21 protein-coding genes and 3 tRNA genes are annotated in these 22,800 nt (G+C 42.7%); 13 read left to right on the top strand and 11 right to left on the bottom strand.

Annotated elements, in window-relative coordinates; translation table 11 throughout:
- The first annotated feature begins 98 nt into the window (after positions 1-98).
- From glnD to GKR61_RS10610, 3 genes are all read left to right on the top strand, one after another.
- A complete protein-coding gene (gene glnD / locus GKR61_RS10620; RefSeq protein ID WP_154639765.1) occupies positions 99-2,738 on the top strand; it encodes a bifunctional uridylyltransferase/uridylyl-removing protein GlnD in 2,640 nt (879 codons plus the stop codon).
- A 60-nt stretch (positions 2,739-2,798) separates the two neighbouring features.
- The gene (gene dapD, locus GKR61_RS10615; protein WP_036956346.1) at positions 2,799-3,626 is read left to right on the top strand and encodes a 2,3,4,5-tetrahydropyridine-2,6-dicarboxylate N-succinyltransferase; all 828 of its coding nucleotides are present in this window, start codon (positions 2,799-2,801) and stop codon (positions 3,624-3,626) included.
- Positions 3,627-4,138: 512 nt separating this feature from the next.
- Positions 4,139-4,525 (top strand): DUF3461 family protein, encoded by a 387-nt coding sequence (locus tag GKR61_RS10610; protein WP_036956344.1) that lies wholly within the window; start codon positions 4,139-4,141, stop codon positions 4,523-4,525.
- Positions 4,526-4,587: 62 nt separating this feature from the next.
- On the opposite strand, the gene GKR61_RS10605 is transcribed toward GKR61_RS10610, so the two are convergent.
- Genes GKR61_RS10605 through GKR61_RS10595 form a run of 3 tightly spaced genes read right to left on the bottom strand, consistent with a single transcriptional unit; the run spans position 4,588 to position 6,164 of the window.
- A complete protein-coding gene (locus tag GKR61_RS10605) occupies positions 4,588-5,040 on the bottom strand; it encodes a flavodoxin (protein ID WP_230085020.1) in 453 nt (150 codons plus the stop codon).
- A gap of 23 nt (positions 5,041-5,063) precedes the next feature.
- On the bottom strand, positions 5,064-5,822 hold the full coding sequence (truC, locus tag GKR61_RS10600; RefSeq protein ID WP_036956341.1) for a tRNA pseudouridine(65) synthase TruC: 759 nt from the start codon (positions 5,820-5,822) through the stop codon (positions 5,064-5,066).
- A 3-nt stretch (positions 5,823-5,825) separates the two neighbouring features.
- Positions 5,826-6,164: a YqcC family protein gene (locus GKR61_RS10595; protein ID WP_036956339.1), complete on the bottom strand. Its 339-nt coding sequence runs from the start codon at positions 6,162-6,164 to the stop codon at positions 5,826-5,828.
- 248 nt (positions 6,165-6,412) lie between these two features.
- Here GKR61_RS10595 and GKR61_RS10590 point away from each other — a divergent pair, with 248 nt between their 5' ends.
- Positions 6,413-7,309 carry a VirK/YbjX family protein gene (locus GKR61_RS10590; RefSeq protein WP_154599809.1) on the top strand — a complete coding sequence of 299 codons (897 nt, stop codon included), beginning with the start codon at positions 6,413-6,415 and terminating at the stop codon, positions 7,307-7,309.
- Between the two features lie 385 nt (positions 7,310-7,694).
- Here GKR61_RS10590 and syd read toward each other — a convergent pair whose 3' ends face one another.
- On the bottom strand, positions 7,695-8,255 hold the full coding sequence (gene syd / locus GKR61_RS10585; RefSeq protein WP_154599808.1) for a SecY-interacting protein: 561 nt from the start codon (positions 8,253-8,255) through the stop codon (positions 7,695-7,697).
- A 158-nt stretch (positions 8,256-8,413) separates the two neighbouring features.
- On the opposite strand from syd, the gene queF reads away from it, so the two are divergent.
- The 3 genes from queF (at position 8,414) to xni (ending at position 11,530) form a co-directional block, all read left to right on the top strand.
- Complete coding sequence (gene queF / locus GKR61_RS10580) at positions 8,414-9,259, top strand: NADPH-dependent 7-cyano-7-deazaguanine reductase QueF (protein WP_154599807.1); 846 nt, start codon at positions 8,414-8,416, stop codon at positions 9,257-9,259.
- A gap of 103 nt (positions 9,260-9,362) precedes the next feature.
- Positions 9,363-10,730, top strand: a complete 1,368-nt coding sequence (gene ppnN / locus GKR61_RS10575) for a nucleotide 5'-monophosphate nucleosidase PpnN (protein ID WP_036956334.1) — start codon at positions 9,363-9,365, stop codon at positions 10,728-10,730.
- A gap of 44 nt (positions 10,731-10,774) precedes the next feature.
- Entirely contained in the window at positions 10,775-11,530 is a 756-nt protein-coding gene (xni, locus tag GKR61_RS10570; protein ID WP_154599806.1) for a flap endonuclease Xni, read from the top strand.
- Between the two features lie 63 nt (positions 11,531-11,593).
- Here xni and rlmM read toward each other — a convergent pair whose 3' ends face one another.
- The 3 genes from rlmM to GKR61_RS10555 are packed head-to-tail and all read right to left on the bottom strand — an operon-like array spanning position 11,594 to position 14,054.
- The gene (gene rlmM, locus GKR61_RS10565; RefSeq protein ID WP_036956332.1) at positions 11,594-12,697 is read right to left on the bottom strand and encodes a 23S rRNA (cytidine(2498)-2'-O)-methyltransferase RlmM; all 1,104 of its coding nucleotides are present in this window, start codon (positions 12,695-12,697) and stop codon (positions 11,594-11,596) included.
- Complete coding sequence (locus tag GKR61_RS10560; protein ID WP_036956331.1) at positions 12,690-13,085, bottom strand: DUF423 domain-containing protein; 396 nt, start codon at positions 13,083-13,085, stop codon at positions 12,690-12,692. The genes rlmM and GKR61_RS10560 overlap by 8 nt, the downstream gene beginning before the upstream one ends.
- Positions 13,086-13,112: 27 nt before the next feature.
- Positions 13,113-14,054, bottom strand: coding sequence for a transcriptional regulator GcvA (locus GKR61_RS10555; RefSeq protein ID WP_036956330.1), 942 nt, complete (start codon positions 14,052-14,054; stop codon positions 13,113-13,115).
- Positions 14,055-14,706: 652 nt separating this feature from the next.
- Here GKR61_RS10555 and csdA point away from each other — a divergent pair.
- Complete coding sequence (csdA, locus tag GKR61_RS10550; RefSeq protein ID WP_154599805.1) at positions 14,707-15,912, top strand: cysteine desulfurase CsdA; 1,206 nt, start codon at positions 14,707-14,709, stop codon at positions 15,910-15,912.
- Between the two features lie 11 nt (positions 15,913-15,923).
- Entirely contained in the window at positions 15,924-16,385 is a 462-nt protein-coding gene (csdE, locus tag GKR61_RS10545; RefSeq protein ID WP_108478490.1) for a cysteine desulfurase sulfur acceptor subunit CsdE, read from the top strand.
- A 33-nt stretch (positions 16,386-16,418) separates the two neighbouring features.
- Here csdE and tcdA read toward each other — a convergent pair whose 3' ends face one another.
- Both tcdA and mltA read right to left on the bottom strand, forming a co-directional pair.
- Positions 16,419-17,231: a tRNA cyclic N6-threonylcarbamoyladenosine(37) synthase TcdA gene (tcdA, locus tag GKR61_RS10540; RefSeq protein WP_154599804.1), complete on the bottom strand. Its 813-nt coding sequence runs from the start codon at positions 17,229-17,231 to the stop codon at positions 16,419-16,421.
- 52 nt (positions 17,232-17,283) lie between these two features.
- Entirely contained in the window at positions 17,284-18,375 is a 1,092-nt protein-coding gene (gene mltA / locus GKR61_RS10535) for a murein transglycosylase A (RefSeq protein WP_036956326.1), read from the bottom strand.
- 227 nt (positions 18,376-18,602) lie between these two features.
- On the opposite strand from mltA, the gene GKR61_RS10530 reads away from it, so the two are divergent.
- The 3 genes from GKR61_RS10530 to GKR61_RS10520 all read left to right on the top strand — a co-directional run bounded on the left by GKR61_RS10530 (position 18,603) and on the right by GKR61_RS10520 (position 18,947).
- Positions 18,603-18,679: transfer RNA gene (locus GKR61_RS10530), tRNA-Met, on the top strand.
- An 87-nt stretch (positions 18,680-18,766) separates the two neighbouring features.
- Positions 18,767-18,843: transfer RNA gene (locus tag GKR61_RS10525), tRNA-Met, on the top strand.
- 27 nt (positions 18,844-18,870) lie between these two features.
- A tRNA-Met gene (locus GKR61_RS10520) sits at positions 18,871-18,947 on the top strand.
- A gap of 157 nt (positions 18,948-19,104) precedes the next feature.
- Here the strand turns inward: GKR61_RS10520 and amiC are convergent.
- Positions 19,105-20,355 carry an N-acetylmuramoyl-L-alanine amidase AmiC gene (amiC, locus tag GKR61_RS10515; protein WP_036956325.1) on the bottom strand — a complete coding sequence of 417 codons (1,251 nt, stop codon included), beginning with the start codon at positions 20,353-20,355 and terminating at the stop codon, positions 19,105-19,107.
- Between the two features lie 393 nt (positions 20,356-20,748).
- Between amiC and argA the strand changes: the two genes are divergently transcribed.
- Complete coding sequence (gene argA / locus GKR61_RS10510; protein ID WP_036956324.1) at positions 20,749-22,089, top strand: amino-acid N-acetyltransferase; 1,341 nt, start codon at positions 20,749-20,751, stop codon at positions 22,087-22,089.
- Between the two features lie 115 nt (positions 22,090-22,204).
- Here the strand turns inward: argA and GKR61_RS10505 are convergent, their stop codons facing one another.
- Positions 22,205-22,780, bottom strand: coding sequence for a hypothetical protein (locus tag GKR61_RS10505; protein WP_036956323.1), 576 nt, complete (start codon positions 22,778-22,780; stop codon positions 22,205-22,207).
- Positions 22,781-22,800 lie beyond the last annotated feature (20 nt).

The following is a 22,800-nucleotide window of genomic DNA, read 5'->3' as shown; positions in this document are numbered from 1 at the left end:
CAAGCTCCTCCTTGGGGGAGCTTAGTTTTTCTGTTCATCCCCCCTAAAAAAACGTAAGCTGATCATAATTTCTGTATGGCTCTCAACACGGACAGATGATGATGACGGCACCTTCAAACAGCTATTTATCTCCCACTCAATTCCAGCCTTCCGATCTTGAACTCTCAACGCTTCGGCAACACGTTGATCAATTTGATGCTTGGTTAGAATCTGCATTTCACCAAGGGCAAAATGTCGTGGATTTACTCCGCGCCCGCAGTGACTATCTTGATGCCTTACTCACCAAGCTTTGGCAGAGTTACCATTTTGACCAATGTTCAGAGATGTCGTTGATTGCCGTCGGAGGCTATGGTCGTCATGAGCTACACCCGCTATCAGACATTGACATTTTAATTCTCAGCCAGCAACCGCTTCCTGAAGAGATTGCCACTAAAGTCGGTCAGTTCATTACCTTACTGTGGGATTTGCGTTTTGATATCGGGCACAGTGTTCGCTCATTGGAAGAGTGCATTCAAGCAGGAAAACAAGACTTAACCACGGCGACCAATCTGATTGAATCGCGCTTAATATGTGGTGACATCGCCCTATTCTTAAGCTTACAGAAAACTATTTTTAGTGATGACTTTTGGCCATCCGCGACCTTTTTTGCCGCGAAACTAACCGAACAACAAGAACGCCATCAGCGTTATCACAGCACTAGCTACAACTTAGAGCCAGATATTAAAAGCAGCCCCGGCGGATTACGGGATATTCATACCTTACTGTGGGTAGGCCGCCGTCATTTTGGTGCGACAACCGTCGATGAAATGGTTGGCTTTGGTTTCCTCACCGAAGAAGAACGCCAAGAGCTTAAAGAGTGTTTATCATTTTTATGGAAAATCCGCTTTGCCTTGCATTTAGTGGTCAAGCGCTATGACAACCGACTACTGTTTGACCGTCAATTTAGTGTCGCACAATCATTAGGTTACACCGGCGAGCGGAACCAACCAGTTGAGCGTATGATGAAAGATTTCTATCGCGTCACTCGCCGCGTTAGGGAATTGAACCAAATGCTGCTGCAACTGTTTGATGAAGCTATCTTGGCATTAAATCCTAATGAAAAACCGCGCCCTATTGATGAATATTTTCAACTGCGTGGCAACTTAATCGATGTGATTGACGAAATGCTGTTTATTAAGCAGCCAGACGCTATTTTGAAAATGTTTTATCAAATGGCTCGCAACCCCAATATTGAAGGGATCTACTCCACCACATTACGTCAATTACGCTTTGCACGGCGCGATCTGAAAGTCCCCTTATGCGAAATTCCTGAAGCTCACCGCATGTTTGTCAAAATTTTGCGCCATCCAAGAGCTATCAAAGGGGCTTTTGTCCCGATGCACTTACACAGTGTTCTCAGCGCCTATACGCCATTTTGGAGCAATATTGTCGGGCAAATGCAGTTCGACCTGTTCCACGCCTATACCGTAGATGAACATACCATTCGCGTTCTGCAAAAAATCGACAGTTTCACTCAGGAAGAGAACCGCCGAGAGCACCCGCTATGTGTCAGTGTTTATCCTAAGATTTTACAGCCAGAGCTGTTACGCTTAGCGGCGATGTTTCATGATATTGCCAAAGGGCGCTCAGGGGATCACTCCGATCTCGGTGCTGAATTTGTCTATGAATTTGCTCTTCAACATGATTTTACAACCAAAGATGCCGAGCTTGTCGCATGGCTGGTGAAAAATCACTTATTGATGTCCGTGACCGCCCAGCGCCGAGATATTCAAGACCCGGATGTGATCAAACAGTTTGCCGGGGAAGTTAAATCGACAGCGCGCTTGAATTACCTGATGTGCCTAACCGTTGCCGATATTTGTGCCACCAACAGCACGTTATGGAATAGCTGGAAGCAAAGTTTGATCCGTGAGCTTTATCTTTCTACCGAACATCAACTCAACCAAGGCATGCAAAGCACGCCCGATCTTCGTGAACGCATTCGTCATCATCGTTACCAAGCGCTATCGCTACTTCGACAATCGCACATCGATGAAGAGCAGCTCAACACTCTGTGGTCACGCTGCCATGCGGATTATTTCTTGCGCCACACGCCGACTCAACTGGCTTGGCACGCCAATCACCTGCTCAAACATGATTTAACCCAGCCTTTGGTGTTAATCAGTACTCAACAGAAACATGGCGGAACAGAAATTTTTATCTGGTGCCACGACAAAGCGCATTTATTTGCAGCCGTTGCCAGTGAGCTGGATAGACGCAACCTCAGCATTCATAGCGCTCAAATTTTTACTAATAAAGATAATATGGCGATGGATACTTTCGTGGTACTCGAACCTAATGGCTCGCCACTTTCGAAAGATAGATATGAACACATTCGTAAGGCGCTGTTACTGGCAGTTCAACAACCTGAAATTCCATTACCAAAACCGCGAACTCTTCCTGCGAAGCTACGTCATTTCAGCGTACCAACCAAAGTGAATTTTCTACACTCCAATAATGACCGTCGTACCTACATGGAGTTATTCGCGCTTGACCAACCCGGATTGCTCGCCAAAGTGGGGCACATTTTCGCTCAAATGGAGATTTCTTTATATGGCGCCCGCATCACGACTATTGGCGAAAAAGTAGAAGACTTTTTTGTATTGGCAGATAGAGAACACAAAGCGTTAGATAAAAATATGCAACAAGAGTTATCAGAAAGGTTGACAGAAGCCCTTAAATCGAAGGATAAAATATAGTGCCAGTCTAATTTATGGCATGTTACCTGACTGAGAATCATTGAAGGAGAAACAGCATTAATGCAACAATTACAAACAATTATTGAGCAAGCATTCGAAGATCGCGCATCCATTACCCCGAATACTGTCACGCCAACAGTCAAACAAGCCGTGATGGAAACCATCGCTTTATTAGATAGCGGTAAACTGCGTGTTGCAGAAAAAATTGCGGGTGTTTGGGTCACTCACCAGTGGCTGAAAAAAGCAGTTTTATTATCTTTCCGTATTCATGATAACCAAGTCATCGAAGGCGCTGAAAGCCGCTATTTTGATAAAGTTCCAATGAAATTTGCAGATTACGACAAAGCTCGCTTTGAACGTGAAGGCTTCCGTGTTGTTCCACCAGCAGCCGTACGCCAAGGGGCTTATATCGCCAAAAACAGTGTATTGATGCCATCTTACGTCAACATCGGTGCGTATGTTGATGAAGGAACAATGGTTGATACATGGGCAACAGTCGGTTCTTGTGCCCAAATTGGTAAAAACGTTCACCTTTCTGGTGGCGTCGGCATCGGTGGTGTTCTGGAGCCATTACAAGCAAACCCAACAATTATCGAAGATAACTGCTTTATCGGCGCACGTTCTGAAGTGGTTGAAGGCGTGATTGTTGAAGAAGGTTCCGTGATTTCTATGGGCGTTTATCTGGGTCAAAGCACCAAGATCTATGACCGTGAAACGGGTGAAATCTTCTATGGTCGCGTACCTGCGGGCTCCGTTGTTGTTTCTGGCAACTTACCGTCCAAAGATGGTAGCTACAGCCTGTACTGCGCCGTGATCGTGAAAAAAGTCGATGAAAAAACCCGCGGTAAAGTCGGTATCAATGAGTTATTAAGAAGTATTGATGAGTAAGTATAGATCAGTGACTTACTTGTAAGTTACCGAATCAATTACTAATCAAATTCTAAACTCTCTCACCTCCCCTTATAGTTTAAGGGTTGTAAGGTGTAAAACGCGAAGCTACCCCGAAGCGCATGTCCATCAGCGAATCGGGTAGCCGAGTGTCCCATTGAGTCATTGCTCCGCTGATCTATTGATTAACAATGGAAAATCCTGCACCTCAAGCATAAATCTCTCGTTAAGTCAGCAGAAGCCTCTGGGTTATAGATAGATAACGCAAATAATAAAGCAGATTCTATTACAAACAGAGGTTGGTCAAACTGGATTAATCGCGCATAATATGACCGAGAATTTACAGCCCTTGGTCAATTAGCTGCTATTATTAGATGGTTGTTTTGTAACTCATCATTTTATAAGCAATTAGGGCTCAGTAAATGGTTATAAAAAGAGACTGCCTTGTTTATAGCCCTTATTTATAACCCTAAAAGTCATCGACACAGTCCCTTACGATTAAGCGAGCTAACATGTACGATAATTTGAAAAGTTTAGGTATCAGCAATCCGCAAGATATCGACCGCTATTCCCTGCGCCAAGAAGCTAATAACGATATTTTAAAAATTTACTTTCGCAAAGATAAAGGCGAGTTTTTCGCTAAAAGCGTGAAATTTAAGTACCCACGCCAGCGTAAAACTGTTGCAGCAACTGATGGCAGCAACAACTTCAAAGAAATTAACGAAATCAATACTAACTTACGTTATGTGATTGAAGAACTAGACCAAATTTGTCAAAACGACCAAACAGATGTTGATTTAAAACACAAAATTTTGGATGACCTGCGTCATTTAGAACACGTTGTGTCCAATAAAATCGCAGAAATTGAAGCGGATCTCGAGAAACTTACTCGTAAATAGTCCAATTCCTCACTGCACTGTAAGCCGACCTGTTTACAGTGCAGATGCATAAGGCTCGCGATTTACAGCAAATCCGCCCAAGATTGTAACCACACTTTGGCGAACTCTTCCGGCTCTTCCACTTCAGTGGCATCAATAAACAACACATCGCCAATACGGCTGCCAGATTGCTCAGCTAATAACTCATCAAACTGTTTACCCGCTCCGCAGAAGTTCTCATAGCTGCTATCACCTAAGGCAATCACGCCATATTTCAATTCAGGTTGATAGCCGACAACATCTTTAATTTCATAAAAAAGAGGCGCAATGGTATCGGGAATATCACCTTGTCCGGTAGTGGAAGTGATCACCAGAGCAACGCCTTCCCCCGCATTATAGACTTGCCAATCCGCTAGCGTTGGCTCCTCAAACACTGCCACTTCATGACCTTGCTGTTCGAAGAGCTCTTGCGCCACTTCCGCAACCGCTAATGCGTTGCCATACACTGTTCCGACAAAAATTCCGATTTTGGACACTACGTCCTCCTTATAAAAGTCTATCAAACAGGATAATCAATCACATTAATATCGAGCTTTGAGACAGTATCACCCCATCCAAATTGTTCAACTAATGATAGCCATTGTGCATCCCATGCCGCGACTAACGATATTTTTTCTTCTGTTATAGGGTGAATAAATATTAGCTGGCTAGCGTGCAGCATCAAGCGAGAGACTGAAAAATGCTCACTCACACCGCGGTTTTGACGTAAATCTCCATGTTTACTATCCCCAATAATGGGATGACGTAAATGGGACATATGACGTCTTAATTGGTGTTTGCGTCCAGTTTCAGGCTTAAGCTCAACAAGGCTAAAACGCGCTGTATCATAACGCCCAATTGCCACTGAACACTCGACTGTCGCCAAGGGTTTATAATGGGTGACACACTCTTGTAACCGAGGCTCTTTAGTGGCGTGTTTATCCGCAATTTTGTCGAGTTCCTCAAGTAACGGATAATCTAATCTATCCCCTTCTGTAACGTAGCCCCGCACAATCGCATGGTACACTTTTTCCATGGTATGCTGCTCAAACTGCTCGGCGAGTGACCTTGCTACTTCACTGGATAATGCAAACAACAACACACCCGATGTTGGTCTATCAAGACGGTGGATTGGGAACACATGCTGCCCAATTTGGTCACGCAGTGTTTGCATCACAAACACCGTCTCTTTGCTGTCGAGCCAACTGCGATGCACCAACATGCCTGCTGGTTTATTAACAGCAACCACATACTCATCTTGGTAGATAATATCCAGCATCCGTTATTCGCCCATCACAGTGAATTGAAAGTAGCTATCTAACTCACGCAAATGATCGAGGAATGCAATAAAGCGCCCTTCTTCATCGTCTTTGTAGATCTCTTCAAAATACGGTGCGATAGCAAAATTGCTCGGCAACATGGCACCTTGATCAATCATTGCTGTCAGTCGAGGGATTAAAATCCACTGAAGCCATTGGGCGGCTTCCATCGTATCGATGGCAAAAGGTTCCACACTCTCAAACGCGTCTGGACTTGGAGGAACTTCTTCCCATAAGGATTTGGCTCTCATCTCTATTTCAAGATGACTGAGTTTCTCAAGGATGCGCTGCTCAATATTCATACTAAAACCTATTCAAAGATAATAATTCAAAATATACCGTATTTTTGGACACAGTGTTGTCGCAAACATGGGGATGAGACAAGCAAAAAGCAATCATGCGTCTCCAAATTATGTATCTACGTCCATTTATTCACATTGACTAAAACAATTAATAATTGTTTATCATTTGTTGTATATTCTGCCTTTATTATTGAATGTTTTTATGCACAGTTTGCTTTTTTCATTATTAACATAAAGATGGTTTATCTATGGGACTATTAAAACAGTGGCGCCAACAAAACAAGACATGGAAATCTTTCACTAACAAATATGTACAGCTAAAAAGAAAGCTCCGTATTGCTAAGTTGCCTTCACAACAATATCAGCAATATCAATCGATGTGCGATACATACCAAAGCGCCCTGCTATCAGCGACCATCGATGGCGTACCTCAATTTATTGAGCGACCGATTAACAAATACCTGCATAAAACGTGGAGTGGTAAACAGAAATTATCCACTGCAAGCTATACGTTAGATTTAATTGAAAAAACCTTTACGCCTGAAGCTATCACCGCCATGTTTTCGGATAAACGAGACGGCTTAACGGTCGCGAATATTGAGCTAAAATCCGGTGATTTTGCCCAATTAAAAATGATCTATTCTCAATATCCACGTGAAGGGGATCTCTCCATCCATTTACTCAATGAAACGGGTGATGAAATCTATTTGATGAGCTTTTCATTTGGTGAACAAGGTCAGCTTTATGTCTGTTCCCTACAAGGGCCATCGACAGAACAGAGCGTAGAGCAAGTGAAATCCATTACGAAACAGATGCATGCAATGAGGCCTAAAAATCTTTTAATGTCTGCTATTTATGCGGTAGCTGCTTATTTCCAAATCAAATCTATTCTCGGGATTTCAAATAATAGCCATATCAAAAGCCAGCATTTAAAATCTAGCTACGATACTTTTTGGGAAGAGTGTGGCGGCGTTTTAAATGCCGAAGGTTGGTATCAATTACCACTTCAAGAGCCAATGCGTGATATCGAATCAGTGAAAAGCCAGAGACGTTCCGAATTCCGTAAGCGCGAAGCACTGAGAGAAGCCATGTCCCAAAATATTATTGAGTCCCTCACCCAATACTCAAACTCAGCTCAGAAATAAAAAAAGTAGCCAGTTAAAACTAACTGGCTACTTATCTATCAATTGACTTGCATCCTGCAATGCGACTTCCTGCCGCCTAACATCCTGTTAGATAAAAATTTAGCAGACCAACCGCTCTGCCAGGTTATCCATTTCCTTGTTTTTTATATGTAAAAAAGCTAAACAACTACCCTGTCCAGCCCGATAAGAATGTATTAAATCCATTAAGCAAACAACCTAGTGTTCTACATTCAGATGATTCAAAAAATGATAAAAAACTTAAAATGGATAGTAACGCTATGAAATTAAAAGTTAAATAGTTCTCATTTCGATGATGTGAAAAATTATTAAGATATGGCTTAACCAAATTGTAGGCGATAACCTACAGCACCATGCCATAAATCACTTACCCCTGAGATGATATAACGGGCTTCAGTTGTTGAATAAAGCTCGCAAGATTTTCTGCAATAACTTGTCGTTGCTTGCTTCCAAACGTTTCAACAATAATTTCCCCTGTTAAATTACACATAGAAATCATTTCTAATTCAGAGTCTAACGTGGCAATAAACAGCGTTGGTGGTAACTTTAAGCGCTTTTGAGTCACTAAATGCCCAATCAAGTTTTCCTGTAAGCGAATAAAGTCCTCTTCGCTCCACACTTGCACCAAATTCAATGATAAATCACCCAACGTCGCGCTCATATCTCCTGCTAACTGAGAGGTATAAAAAGCGTGAATATCGTCCTGTAATTGGAGATCTAGCGCATTAGCGACATTATTTAAACTTTTCTCTTCTAATGGAAACGGCTTAGGCTCCCAATAAACCACATCATCACCAGTACGAACGATGCAAGGAGAAGGTACCCCATACAGCTCAGCAGACACCGGTGGAAGCCCCGTAGCTTCTTGCCACTTAGCCACATACTGGCTGGTAAAATTTTTAATTAAATCAGAGATTATTGTATTCATCGTTTTTCAATTGTGAGAAATAACATTATTAAAACCAATTCAAATTGGCAGGCTCAATATTATGGATAAGTGGTATTATGACAGAAGTTAACAAACGAATAAAATGCACTCAGTTTGCCAATGTTCAGCACTGACACGCCGAAAAGATAAGGATCACTATGTCTCACTATCAAAATAACCCCGCTCTCGATAATTTAACTCTCGGGAAAAAGACGGCTTATCATGACCAATATGATGCCGCTTTATTGCAAGCGGTGCCGCGTAGCCTTAATCGCGTTCCTTTGGATATTCATGCTGATACACTGCCATTCCACGGCGCCGATATTTGGACACTGTATGAACTCTCTTGGCTAAATACCCGTGGTGTTCCTCAAGTAGCGATAGGCTCCGTCAGTGTAGATGCCACAAGTGAAAACTTGGTGGAATCAAAAAGCTTCAAGCTTTATCTCAATAGTTTCAATCAGACTCGCTTCGAAACGTGGGAAAATGTGCGAAGCGTTTTGCAAAATGACCTAAGCCGCTGTGCTAATGGCGAGGTTAAGGTTACACTTTATAAACTTGATGACTTTACTCAGCAAGCCATTCACCAATTCCAAGGTGTCTGTATTGATGAGCAAGAGATTGACATCGATAACTATGAATTTAATCGCGACTATTTGGTCGATTGCACTCAACCAGAGGTTGTCGAAGAAACCCTCGTCAGCCACCTGTTGAAATCAAATTGTTTGATAACCAACCAACCTGATTGGGGATCAGTACAAATTCATTATCGTGGTCCAAAAATTGACCGTGAAGCGTTATTACGTTACCTCGTCTCATTTCGTCATCATAATGAATTCCACGAACAGTGTGTGGAGCGCATTTTCAACGACATAACAATACTGTGCAAACCAGAGAAATTATCTGTGTATGCACGCTATACTCGCCGAGGTGGGCTTGATATCAACCCATGGCGCAGTAATGAACAATTCGAGCCTGACACGGGTCGTTTGGCACGGCAATAAGTACCTACTAAATTGAAAATCAGTGTAATTTAAGAGAATGCTATTTAAATCATTTTCAATGTAATTCACGCGTCAAGAGCCCAATTGGGCAAAGGAGTGTTACTTGATTACTCATATCAGTCCATTAGGATCTATGGATCTATTGTCTCAGCTTGAAGTCGATATGCTGAAACGTACGGCGAGCAGCCATTTGTATCAGCTATATCGAAACTGCTCCTTAGCGGTATTACATTCAGGAAGCTTAACTGACAGCAGTAAAGAACTTTTAGAAAAAAGTGCAGGTTTTGATATCAACATTTTACGTCGTGAACGTGGTATCAAATTAGAGCTTATTAACCCACCAGAAAAAGCGTTCGTTGACGGTAAAATCATTCGTTCATTACAAGCGAACTTGTTTGCCGTACTGCGCGATATTCTGTTTGTTCACGCTCAAATAACTAATGCCAAACAGCAGTTCCATCTCGATTTAGAAAATAGCACTCACCTCACTAATATGATCTTTTCCATCTTACGTAACGCCCGTGCGCTACATATTGGTGAAGATCCGAATATGATCGTGTGCTGGGGTGGACACTCCATTAATGAAAATGAATACCTGTATGGTCGTAAAGTCGGTAATGAACTAGGCTTGCGTGAACTGAACATCTGCACAGGTTGTGGACCGGGAGCTATGGAAGCGCCAATGAAAGGTGCCGCGGTAGGTCATGCTCAACAGCGTTATAAAGACAGCCGTTTTATCGGGTTAACTGAGCCATCCATCATCGCGGCTGAGCCACCTAACCCATTAGTTAATGAACTGATCATCATGCCAGACATTGAAAAACGTCTTGAGGCATTTGTCCGTTTAGCCCACGGGATTATTATTTTCCCTGGTGGCGTGGGAACCGCAGAAGAGCTCCTTTATCTGTTGGGTATTATGATGGATCCTGAAAATACCGAGCAAGTGCTGCCATTAGTCCTGACTGGACCAAAAGAAAGCGCGGAATACTTCTCTGTTCTTGATGATTTTATTCGCCATACTCTGGGAGATGAAGCGAGCAAACATTACCAAATCATTATCGACAACCCGCAAGAAGTGGCACGCGTGATGAAAAAAGGCATGTCTGCAGTGAAAGAGAGCCGTCGTAATACGGGTGACGCATACAGCTTCAACTGGTCGATTAAAATCGCCCCTGAGCTACAGCACCCGTTTGAGCCGACTCACGAAAATATGGCGTCACTGAACCTGCATCCGGGTCAATCCCCAGAAAAACTGGCTTCCGATTTACGCCGTGCTTTCTCTGGAATTGTCGCGGGTAACGTAAAAGAAGTCGGCATGAAAGCGATTGAAAAACATGGTCCTTTCAAAATTCATGGGGATAGCGATATCATGAAACGCATGGACATTTTACTCCAAGGTTTCGTGAAACAGCATCGTATGAAGTTGCCGGGTGGCACCGCTTACGAACCTTGCTATGAAATTGTGAAATAATCACCTACGTGCCAAGGAAGGCGCGTTTAACGACCAAACGGCTTATGATCCATTTATTAATTATTGATGCTTTAAACTTAATTCGACGTATCCACGCGGTTCAGGGGAGCCCATGTGGAGAAATCTGTTTATCCGCTATTTCTCAATTGATTAACCATACTAACGCCACCCATATTGTGGCAGTATTTGATGAAGAAGGTCGCCACCATAGTTGGCGTCATGAAAAACTGCCTGACTATAAAGCAGGGCGTCAGCCTATGCCTGAAAACTTACAAGCTGAGTTACCTCAACTCGTTGCTCAGTTTGAAGAAAATGGTATTCATTGCTGGCAATCTGAAGGTGATGAAGCCGATGATTTAGCCGCCACTCTCGCTAAACGTATTGCCGATTCTGGGCATACCGTCACCATCGTCTCTACCGATAAAGGTTACTGCCAGCTACTCTCTCCAAACCTGCGTATCCGTGACTACTTTCAAAAACGTTGGTTGGACGTACCTTTCATCGAGAATGAATTTGGAGTCAAGCCTGAACAACTACCTGATTACTGGGGTTTAGCGGGGATCAGTAGCAGTAAAGTTCCTGGAGTTGCAGGGATTGGCACCAAAAGTGCCACTGAGTTACTTCAGCGATTCCACACTATTGAAAATTTGTACGCCAACTTTGATGTTCTTGAAGAAAAATGGCAGAAAAAACTAATTAACCAACAAGAAATTGCGCTTATCTGTCGCGATATTGCCACATTAAAAACAGATATTACCTTGAAAGGTAATCTGAATCAGTTACGCTACGAAGCTAGATAGCAAACACAAAAAAAGGTCACTTCAAAGTGACCTTTTTGCTATTCAAACCAACCCAGCTTTGACTTAATAATATTCACGCGCCATTGGGTTTGCAGACCAAACACGTTGTACATGCACAGTAACTTCTTCACGGTCATGGTAAAGCTGTTTCGCTTGGATCAGAACATTGATACCATTCTCTTTCAGCTGAGCTTTCATTTTTTCCAGAATATGCGCCACTTCTTCATAGCGTTTTTTCATCGGCAGCTTCAAGTTAAAAATGGTCTCGCGACACCAGCCTTCTTGCAGCCACTGAGTCATTAATGCAGCAACCTTGGCAGGTTTTTCCACCATATCACATACGAGCCACGTGATATTTTGAGAGGTTGGCTTAAATTTAAAACCATCTTCACGGTGATGTCGAACTTGTCCTGTATCCATCAGGCTTTCCGCCATTGGACCATTATCTACCGCTTCCACCATCATGCTGCGTTTGACGAGCTGGTAAGTCCATCCCCCAGGGCATGCGCCTAAATCCACCGCTTTCATGCCACTCGCAAGGCGCTCATCCCACTCTTCATAAGGAATAAACACATGGAAAGCCTCTTCCAGCTTTAACGTCGAACGGCTTGGTGCATCCGATGGGAACTTCAAGCGCGGGATCCCCATATAGAAATTCGAGCTATTATTCGAATAAGAATAACCTGTATAGCAGCACCCCGGCGCAATAAAGAACACGTGGACGACTGGGCGTTTAAAGTTCTCTTGCGCCAATAAAACTTTCTCTTGGCGTAACGCATTACGCAGAGGTACCGTAAATTTACGGCAGAATTTCATTAATTCTTTTGATTCATTGGTATCCGCAACTTCAACACGCAGATCCCCCGCTCTCTCAACCTGTTGGCTAAGCGCGTTCACAATCGGTGTAACTCTATCTTCTGGCGGTAAATCTTTTAATAAATCACCCACTACAAACATTTGGCGAGCAAAAATCAATTCACGAAATGGAAGCGTGCGCGCAAGGATGTCTGCATCCTCAGATTGATAACATTCGAAAATAACATAACCGCTATTTTCTTTAACGCGGGCAAAACCGTAAATTTCGCGTTGCCCTGCTTTATCTGTAATTTCTGCTGCGCACTCTTTTTCAAAGCCCGGGCGGCAATATAATGCAATTTTATTACTCATTGCGTGACGCCGATTTCCTTAGACGCATAGCGCCAATAACAACTAAAAGCCAGCCAACGAGGAAGCAAACGCCACCTATTGGCGTAAAATAAGAGAAGTATTTTACCTGCAATAAGGCCATACAATAAAGGCTACCGCTAAAAAGAAGTATGCCTACGGAGAAAAATACGCCCGCCCAATAGAACCACAAAATGACTTTACGCAGTAATACCGCACCCAGCACCATTAATGCAACGGTATGAAACATTTGATAACGCAGCCCTGTTTCAATCCAAGCCATTTGATGAGCGCTCATAATTGGAGAAAGCGCATGAGAGCCAATGGCGCCAAATGCAACAATAAAAAATCCACTAATCCCTGCAAAAATTAACATCAAACGACTATTCACAATAGCACCTTCGTTTTAACTGTTTGATTATTGTATATGCGTCAAATCTTGGTCATTGGTAATAAAGCCAAGCTTTTCTTGCTCACTGGCTGCTTGTGCAAGGATCCATTGACGAAATGCCGCTATTTTCCCTAAATCGGCCTGACTCTCTTGGCAGACCAGATAGAATGCATTTTTACTGACTAATACTTCGCTAAACGGACACACCAATCTGCCAGCATCAATCTCATTCTTTGCCATCACATTGTTGGTTAATGCCACCCCTTGCCCATGAACTGCTGCTTGGATCACCATAGCGCTATGGCTAAAAATAGGTCCTTGCTGCACATTCACAATATTTTGCAAATCTAATTGCTTAACATAAGCTTGCCAATCACGGCGAGAAGAATCATGAAGCAACGTATGCTTCGCTAAATCTTCTGGGTTCTTCAGTTGATTCCCTCCGGTCATTAACGAAGGTGAACACACTGGCATTAAATATTCGGCGTAGAGTCTGTCCGTTCTTAAGCCAGTCCAGTTTCCTCTGCCATAAAAAATGGCAACATCCACATCATCCGCTAGTTTATCTTCTTCCCGATCAACTGCTTGAATACGCACATCAATACCTGGGAAAGCTTGGTTAAATCCAGAAAGCCGAGGAACCAACCATTGTATCGCGAAACTTGGCGATAAGCTTACAGTTAGTGCGCCTTTTGCACTTCTGGCCTGAAGCTTTCTCGTCGCTTCATTTAAAGACGAGAAAATTTCTTTAATATCAAGGTAATAACTTTGCCCCTCTTCCGTCAGCAGCAATGAACGATTTCGACGGCGAAATAGCTTTAATCCGAGGAAATCTTCTAAGCTTTTTATTTGATGACTGACAGCTGCCTGTGTCACAAATAATTCATCTGCCGCTTTAGTAAAACTTAAATGACGGGCGGCGGCATCAAACACTCTCAGAGCATTTAAAGGCGGTAATCTTTTAGACATAATCTCTTCGACTCAGCTTCGTTATACGCATTAGTTTTTCTCATCCGAAGCATTATAAATTGTCCCTTGAGGATACGCCAGTAAATACCTATAGTATGCGCACTTCCTAAGCCGGAACGAAAAGTTGCAGAGTTTAGTTACTTTGAAACTTTTGGCTTTGTGGTTGTGATGTTGTGTTTGCAAGTTGTCTGGTTAATCCAGGCTTTGTAGCGATTGCTACTGTTTTTTTTCACTTCCTGTACATTTACCCTGTCTGTCCATAGTGATTTTTATAGTGCACCGCCTAAGCGCGGTGCTTTTTTTATTTTGGGCGCCATAAAATCCATTATGAAAGATAAAAAAACATTATCCCATCGGATTTCGAGTAAAAAAGCCCAAAAAACGCATCTTAAATTAAATTTAACCATTAGGTTAAAAAGCAAACCTTCATCGATTTAGTGCGTTAACTTTTTTCAGGCGCGCAATTATTCAAAAATTTGCGCAAAAATCTTCCTGTTAAGTGTAACAAATTATTTCTAATAATCGATAACTGAATAACATTTTTTATCTCCATCTACTTATTCGCTGTTTTCCGTTATTATCATAATCAACGCACATTCATAACCACAGCCACATTCACCTGTTGGATAGCTAACATCAAAGAATCAGCATAATGGATAACTTTAACGCCCCTCAATTTCGTCAGCAATTTCCAGCCATCGGCTCTGATATTGTTTTCCTTGATAGCGCCGCCACCGCCCTAAAACCGTTGGATATGATCAACGCCTCTGATGATTACTATCGCTTTTCTGGCAGTTCGGTCTATCGAGGGCAATCTCCTGAAGCATTAAAAATTACTCGCTTGTACGAACAAGGTCGCGTATTCACAGCAAAATTGATCCAAACACCGGACGAAAAATCCATTATCTGGACACGTGGCACTACTGAATCTATTAACTTGATTGCACAGAGTTATTTCCGTGAAAAACTCCAAGCAGGTGATGAAATTATTGTCAGTGAGACTGAGCATCACTCAAACTTGCTGCCTTGGCTGATGTTGGCACAACAGACAGGCGCAAAGATTGTTAAATGGACAGTGGCTCCTGACTTAACCTTAGATCTCAATACGCTGCAATCACTCTTGAACACCAAAAGCAAAATTGTTGCAGTAACGCAAATGTCTAACGTAACGGGCTACCAGCCGGACATTAACGCGATAACCACACTTGCCCATCAATTTGGTGCAAAAATCGTTGTTGATGGCGCTCAGGGCGTTGTGCACCACCCTCTTAACGTCATGGAAACCAATGTAGATTTCTACGCTTTTTCAGCGCACAAATTATATGGGCCTACAGGTTTAGGTATCTGCTATGGAAAACCCGAGCATTTAGCCAATATGAGCCCATGGCATGGCGGCGGTAAAATGTTGAATCATGTTGATTTTTCAGGCTTCACCCTCGCCCCAATCCCTCAGCGATTTGAAGCTGGAACACCGAATATCGCGGGTGTAATAGCCTTTTCAGCTGTGCTTGAGTGGCTTTCAACGCAAAACTTAACGCAAGCAGAAGCCTATACTTGTGCTCTGATAGACTATGCCTATGAGCAGCTTTCTCAGCTCGAAGGCGCGATTTTCTATCGAACTCAAAATTCACCGCTTTTATCTTTCAATTTCCACAATATTCACCATAGTGATTTAGGGCTTTTCTTGACCGAACAGAAAATTGCATTACGCTATGGACAACATTGTGCTCAACCATTGATGGATTCACTCAATATTAGCGGCTGTTTACGCATCTCAGCCATGCCATATAACAACAAGCAAGATATTGATAAATTTATTGATTCAGTGAAATTTGCACTTTCGATTTTAAATGATTAAAAGGTAATCTAATGACTTTGTCTCGACATGAACTGGCTTCTCATCCATTTGGCACAGAAATTGTCATTCACGAAATCGTTGAACAGTTTTCCAAACAAAAAGCGTGGGAAGATAAATATCGCTTACTCATTCAGCTCGCGAAAAAACTACCCTCTCTCACAGAAGAAGAAAAGCAGCAGACTCAGGAAGTTCAAGGGTGTGAAAACCGTGTATGGATTGGCGCTATTCTCAATGATGATGATACATTCCATTTTTATGGGGATAGCGAAGGTCGTGTAGTGAAAGGGTTATTTGCTATTTTGCTCGCCTGCGTTGAACAGAAAAATGCACAGCAAATTTTAGAGACTGATTTTGAAGATATTTTTAGTCAAACTGGTCTAACAGGGCAACTCAGTGAATCCCGACAAAATGGGATCCACGCACTAATTACAGCAATCAAAAACATTGCGGGTGAAATGACCCCAGCAGAATGATTATCCCATTGAGGCTACATCGTAGCCTCAATTCTACTGTTTAACTTCTCTTTGTGCCTTTGCAACCATCTTTTTCAACGCATGGGACACCGCAATAAAGCCAAAACTGGCTGTTACCATCGTGACCGCACCAAATCCTGATGCACAATCCATACGTTTTGAACCATCTGCTGTGCTTTTTGCCGCGCATACTGTTCCATCACTTTGTGGATAGACCAACTGCTCCGTCGAAAACACACAATCGATTCCCAATTTACCTTTGCCATTTTTCACGATATTAAAGTCTGATTTCAGGCGTTCGCGTAATTTCGCTGCCAAAGGATCTTGAACTGTCTTTGCTAAATCCGCGACTTGAATTTGGGTTGGATCAATTTGACCACCTGCGCCCCCCGTCGTCACGATAGGAATTTTAAAACGTCGACAATACGCCAGCAGCGCCGCTTTTGGTCTTACACTGTCAATGGCATCAATAACGTAATCAAATCCCAAAGAGAGGTATTCAGCCACATTATCCACCGTAATGAAATCATCGATAACATTCACGGTACACTCAGGGTTGATTGCCAAAATGCGCTCTTTCATCACATCAACTTTAGGTAGCCCCACTGTTGATTTCAATGCATGAAGTTGGCGATTCGTATTTGTCACGCAGATATCATCCATATCTATCAAGGTGATAGCGCCAATTCCTGAACGCGCTAATGCTTCAGCAGCCCACACGCCGACGCCGCCCACGCCAATAACACACACATGTGAACGTGCAAAAAGATGAAGGGCTTGTTGCCCATATAAACGCCCGATTCCAGCGAATCGCTGCATCCACGCATCAGAAAGCTGAGCTAGCATAATCACAAACAACCTTAGTTAAAACGAAAACTTAATAAACAGTAAATAGGGGCTACATCGCACTAAAAACAGGTTGGCTTTTTTTCAGAACCCACACTCGACCATAGTGGTTATAAAAACCGGCCATTTTCCCTGCATCGTGCCCTGTTCCATGATAAATATCGAAATGGTGCCCTTTAATTGCGCCGCCCACATCGAGGGCTACCATCATACGCATTTCGTATCTACCCGTAAATTTCCCATTTCCATCTAACACAGGAACTTCGGCTAGCAATGCGGTTCCCGGTGGGATCAAGGTTTTATCCGATGCTACTGATGCTTTTGCCACTAATGGCACTGCACTTGCACCTCTTACAGGGACGAAAGATTGCGGTTTAAAGAAAACAAACGATGGATTACTTTCAAGTAATTCACGCACTTCTTGTTCACTGTGCGTGTTTGTCCAGTCGTGAATAGCCTGTAGGGACATTTTCTCTAAAGGCACTTCGCCTCTATCAACCAGCACCTTACCAATACTTTTATATGCATGACCATTTTTGCCTGCATAAGCGAAGAAATTCAGTGGGCTACCATCGCCAAAGTCCACGTAACCACTGCCTTGCACTTCCATCATAAAATTGTCGACAGGAGAATCGCTGTAAGCCAGGATCAGATTGTTACTGAGCGCGCCATTATATATTTGTGCACGGCTAGGTAAGCGCCCCTTGCTTTTTGACGGCATACCATACAATGGATGGCGGTAATTACCTTGCGGCGAGCGTCGAGCCTCAATCACAGGCGTGTAGTACCCCGTGAATTGGACGTTTCCGTAATTGTCCATCCCTTCCATTTGGAAAGCCGACAAATTGAAACGCGATAATTGAGCAGGATCGCCCCCTGCCATTAACCAGTTTTCTATTGCGTGGTAAGTTTCATTATTGTTGTTGAATAAGCGTGGTGATGCATTTTGAATTTCCGTCACTTGGCGATTAAAATCCGGCGCATTTATTGGTCGTCCTTGCACGTTAACTTGATTAACTTGTTGCAAGTCACTGTGCAATTTACCGTCTTTATATTGTTGCCCTTTATCTGTTGGATGAGATTGACACCCTGCCAATAAAGAAAAGAAGACGCCCGCGATTAACCCTTTCTGCCATGAATTCATCTTTATACCACCTAACACATATCCAATATGAAGCGCACAATAGCAAACCCAAATTGAGAATGAAACGGGTATAAATATTTAGTGGGGTTATTTTTGGGTTAGAAACCTTTAAAGAACAAAAAAACTACATTTTGTGCGATTTTTAAACGCCACTTGATGAAAAATGAAAAAAAAACACGAAAAAACTTGCATCAGATCTCATCCCGAGTATAGTGCCCGCTATCGGACGCGGGGTGGAGCAGCATGGTAGCTCGTCGGGCTCATAACCCGAAGGTCGTTGGTTCAAATCCAGCCCCCGCAACCAATTTCTTGATTTAGTCAAACTTGATTCAGTCAAAGTAAGTTCAGCAGTAAAATCAAAGTAGTATCCCAAAGTAGTGAAATATTCAGGCGCGGGATGGAGCAGCATGGTAGCTCGTCGGGCTCATAACCCGAAGGTCGTTGGTTCAAATCCAGCTCCCGCAACCAATTCCTGATATATTTAACCTCTTCAGTCGCGGGGTGGAGCAGCTTGGTAGCTCGTCGGGCTCATAACCCGAAGGTCGTTGGTTCAAATCCAGCCCCCGCAACCAATTCTTTTTTCTCTTCTTATTTATTCTTTTCTTTGTCTTTCTTAGTCATATCAAAACCCAAACAGATTTTTAATCACTTAATTTCTTGTTTTCAGCCAATAAAAAAGGCGACTCACATTACTGTTTGCCACCTTCTTCGACACCAAAAATATCACGATTAATTACGGATAGCTAACTCGCCCCCATTACGGAAATAAGCTTTGATCCCTTCAAAAATCGACTCAGCCATTTGCTGTTGGAACTTAGCGGTTTTGAGTTTACGCTCTTCTTCTAAGTTACTGATAAAGGCTGTTTCCACCAAAATAGATGGAATTTCGGGGGCTTTTAATACCGCGAAGCCAGCTTGGTCCACTTTGTTTTTGTGTAGCCGGTTAACGCGCCCCATACGTTTTAAAACTTCATCCCCAAACTTTAAGCTGTCATTGATCGTTGCAGTTTGCACCAGATCTAACATGGTATGGTCGAGATACGCATCGCCGCTTTTACTCACCCCACCAATTAAGTCAGCTTCGTTCTGCGTTTGAGCGAGGTAACGCGCCGTGTTACTGGTTGCCCCTTTCGTGGAGAGTGCGAAGACCGATGAACCATTCGCTGAACGGTTGGTAAAGGCATCCGCATGAATAGAAACAAACAAATCAGCCTGCATTTTTCTCGCTTTCGCCACGCGGACTTTTAATGGAATAAAGACATCCTCATTACGCGTCATATATGCCCGCATTTTCGGATCTTTATCAATCAGCGTTTTCAAGCGACGGGCGATTTGTAAAACCACATCTTTTTCACGGGTCTTATACTTACCAATCGCACCGGGGTCTTCCCCACCGTGCCCTGGGTCAATCATAATAACAATCGGCCTATCGGTACCCGCTTTCCCTGGTTTTTTCGCCTGTACTGGCATGCTCTCTTCTAAATCACCTTTGTTGTAATCTTCAAGGAGCGCCAATAATGGGTCATCGTTGGTTTCAACGCCTTTACCCGGATAGAAATCCATAACTAAACGGTGTTTAAATTCAGCGACTGGCGGTAGGGTAAAGAATCGAGGAGATACTTTGTTTTTAACTTCAAAAACCAAACGTACCGTTTTAGGATCAAACTGCCCGACTCTCACTAATTTTAAGTAAGGGTCTCGAGACTGAATTTGGCTTCCCATATTCTTAAGAACGTTATTTAATTGAACGCCCTCTAAATCAACAACAATACGCTCAGGATTGTTTAAAACAAACTGGCGATACTTTAAAGGAATGCTGGATTCTAGAGTAATACGGGTATAACTCGAGGCTGGCCAAATACGAACAGCAACAACGCTACTACTGGCAGCAAAACCGAATGGGCTGACACTTAATAGCATAACTGCCGCCGCACCTTGCAATAGGCGACGTTTTGATGGGCTGTGATCTTGATGACTCATCAATAATTCCGAATCTATATCCTGAAAAGTTTAATAATATCTAAGACAAGAGATAATATATTAGCGACTAATTCGCACTCTATCTAGTTCTTCATCCTTTGTCATTACCAATCTATTCTATTTATATCCCAGCACGCATCTATTCAATGCAATATAAACGCCATACTTGCGTAATTTAAATAGTTAATGATGCTCAATTGCCGAATAACATTTATTGGCAATAATCTGATATGCAGATTGCATTGTTGTGATTATATCCATTTATATTTAGAGATATGTAAACCTTAAAAATAAATTTGTTACTTTTATTGTCCTAACTTTTACTTGATATTTCCCGCCAAAAAGAATAAAAATACAGTTATTGCGAATAAAAATTCAGTTAAGAGGGTGATTATGAAAGAGCGCAGCACCGAGTTGGTTGATGAATTTCGCCATTCGGTACCTTATATAAATGCCCACCGTGGCAAGACATTTATCATCATGCTTGGCGGTGAAGCAATTGCGCATGAAAATTTTCCTAGCATTGTCAATGACATAGGGCTACTTCATAGCCTTGGCATTCGTATTGTCGTTGTTTATGGCGCTCGACCTCAAATCGAAGACATCCTTGCTGAGCATAATTATGACGCCATTTATCATAAACATACCCGTGTCACTGATGCGAATACCCTTGAATATGTTAAGCAAGCTTCTGGAGCATTGCAGCTTGATATTACGGCTCGTTTATCAATGAGTTTAGGCAATACGCCATTACAAGGAGCACACATTAACGTTGTGAGTGGTAATTTTGTGATTGCACAGCCTTTAGGTGTCGATGATGGAATTGATTATTGCCATAGCGGTCGTATCCGTCGCATCAACGAAGATGCTATCAATGCTCAACTCGATAATGGATCTATCGTGTTAATTGGTCCTGTGGCAGTTTCTGTAACCGGTGAAAGCTTTAACCTCACCTCGGAAGAGATTGCAACTCAGCTTGCCGTTAAAATCAAAGCCGAAAAACTGATTGGTTTCTGCTCATCTCAAGGGGTGGCTGATAAGGACGGTAATATTCTGTCTGAGCTATTCCCAAATGAGGCAGAAACACGGATACAAGAATTAGAATCTGAAGGAGATTATTACTCTGGAACAGTTCGCTTCTTGCGTGGCGCAGCTTCTGCCTGCCGCCGAGGTGTACGCCGTAGCCACCTACTTAGCTATCAAGAAAATGGTTCGTTGATCCAAGAACTCTTCTCCCGTGATGGTATCGGTACGCAGATAGTCATGGAAAGCTCAGAAAAGACTCGCCGTGCGAATATCAATGATATTGGTGGAATTTTAGAGCTAATCAGACCTCTTGAGCAGCAAGGTATTCTGGTTAGACGCTCACGGGAACAACTCGAAATGGAAATCGATAAGTTCACGATTATTGAGCGCGATAATTTGGTGATCGCCTGCGCTGCACTTTACCCATATCCCGAAGAAAAACTTGGGGAGATGGCTTGCGTGGCAGTACACCCTGATTATCGTAGCTCATCTCGGGGCGAAGAACTGCTACAACGCGTTATGACGCAAGCTAAGCAACTAGAGCTGGATAAACTGTTTGTCTTAACCACTCGGAGCATTCATTGGTTCCAAGAACGTGGTTTTATTCCTGCAGAAATTGAGATGCTTCCAGTCAAAAAGCAGGCACTTTATAACTATCAGCGTAAATCAAAAATTTTAATGCTGGATATTAAAAGCCAAGCCGCTTGAAATCTTACAGAAAGTTGGCAAACAGAGTAGTTCGCCATAATCTCTAACTCGCGTCCATAAACCCAGATATTCAAGTAATACTCTGGGTTTTTCTTTAATGTGACCTAATATTAAGTTAAGCGATTTGCACGACTCGGCATTTTTCGCACAGTGGATTTTGCTCTAACAGTGGACGTAAAATCGCTTCCATTTCAGCAAAAGAGGTACCGTAAAAATAGAATGCGGTTTCTGTTGGACCATCCCAAACACCATGGATCCCACCGATATCTTCGACCGCTTCATCAAGCTGATCAAAAAGATCGTTAATATCATTATTTTCATAGACTTCATCAGCTAAATCTGTGCCATTGAAATAAATCGCCAGCCCTTCATCCGCACCAAAGTCGATTTGAACGTCTTCACCATGAATAGTTAAGCGAGAGCCTTTAGGGGCTAACATCGCCGAAAACATTTGAATAATCAGGCTGATGTTTTCATCACTTGCATCACTTAGTGCCAATTCAATATCACACTCAGCAACTTCGCCATTTTCACCTAATTGGGTGCCACCACCACTGACTTGGATTTGCCCCTCTTTGCCTAATTTCTCCATGGCTTGATCAAATGCATCTTCCAAATCTGCACGGCGAGCAGGATCAATTTTGGCATTCAATGTTACTGTCACGGCGGTCATTTGTTGCTGATTTTCCATATTGGTACCTTAAATGTCTG

This window comes from Providencia sp. wls1916 (assembly GCF_009706585.1).
GTDB classification, from domain to species: Bacteria; Pseudomonadota; Gammaproteobacteria; order Enterobacterales; family Enterobacteriaceae; genus Providencia; species Providencia lanzhouensis.
This window is presented reverse-complemented; position numbering and strand designations above follow the sequence as displayed.

What these genes read in the sequence shown, in the direction of transcription:
- glnD (WP_154639765.1), top strand. Translation starts at nt 99, where the DNA reads ATGATGACGGCACCTTCAAACAGCTATTTATCTCCCACTCAATTCCAG.
- dapD (WP_036956346.1), top strand. Translation starts at nt 2,799, where the DNA reads ATGCAACAATTACAAACAATTATTGAGCAAGCATTCGAAGATCGCGCA.
- GKR61_RS10610 (WP_036956344.1), top strand. Translation starts at nt 4,139, where the DNA reads ATGTACGATAATTTGAAAAGTTTAGGTATCAGCAATCCGCAAGATATC.
- truC (WP_036956341.1), bottom strand. Translation starts at nt 5,822, where the DNA reads ATGCTGGATATTATCTACCAAGATGAGTATGTGGTTGCTGTTAATAAA.
- GKR61_RS10595 (WP_036956339.1), bottom strand. Translation starts at nt 6,164, where the DNA reads ATGAATATTGAGCAGCGCATCCTTGAGAAACTCAGTCATCTTGAAATA.
- GKR61_RS10590 (WP_154599809.1), top strand. Translation starts at nt 6,413, where the DNA reads ATGGGACTATTAAAACAGTGGCGCCAACAAAACAAGACATGGAAATCT.
- syd (WP_154599808.1), bottom strand. Translation starts at nt 8,255, where the DNA reads ATGAATACAATAATCTCTGATTTAATTAAAAATTTTACCAGCCAGTAT.
- queF (WP_154599807.1), top strand. Translation starts at nt 8,414, where the DNA reads ATGTCTCACTATCAAAATAACCCCGCTCTCGATAATTTAACTCTCGGG.
- xni (WP_154599806.1), top strand. Translation starts at nt 10,775, where the DNA reads ATGATCCATTTATTAATTATTGATGCTTTAAACTTAATTCGACGTATC.
- rlmM (WP_036956332.1), bottom strand. Translation starts at nt 12,697, where the DNA reads ATGAGTAATAAAATTGCATTATATTGCCGCCCGGGCTTTGAAAAAGAG.
- GKR61_RS10555 (WP_036956330.1), bottom strand. Translation starts at nt 14,054, where the DNA reads ATGTCTAAAAGATTACCGCCTTTAAATGCTCTGAGAGTGTTTGATGCC.
- csdA (WP_154599805.1), top strand. Translation starts at nt 14,707, where the DNA reads ATGGATAACTTTAACGCCCCTCAATTTCGTCAGCAATTTCCAGCCATC.
- csdE (WP_108478490.1), top strand. Translation starts at nt 15,924, where the DNA reads ATGACTTTGTCTCGACATGAACTGGCTTCTCATCCATTTGGCACAGAA.
- tcdA (WP_154599804.1), bottom strand. Translation starts at nt 17,231, where the DNA reads ATGCTAGCTCAGCTTTCTGATGCGTGGATGCAGCGATTCGCTGGAATC.
- mltA (WP_036956326.1), bottom strand. Translation starts at nt 18,375, where the DNA reads ATGAATTCATGGCAGAAAGGGTTAATCGCGGGCGTCTTCTTTTCTTTA.
- amiC (WP_036956325.1), bottom strand. Translation starts at nt 20,355, where the DNA reads ATGAGTCATCAAGATCACAGCCCATCAAAACGTCGCCTATTGCAAGGT.
- argA (WP_036956324.1), top strand. Translation starts at nt 20,749, where the DNA reads ATGAAAGAGCGCAGCACCGAGTTGGTTGATGAATTTCGCCATTCGGTA.
- GKR61_RS10505 (WP_036956323.1), bottom strand. Translation starts at nt 22,780, where the DNA reads ATGGAAAATCAGCAACAAATGACCGCCGTGACAGTAACATTGAATGCC.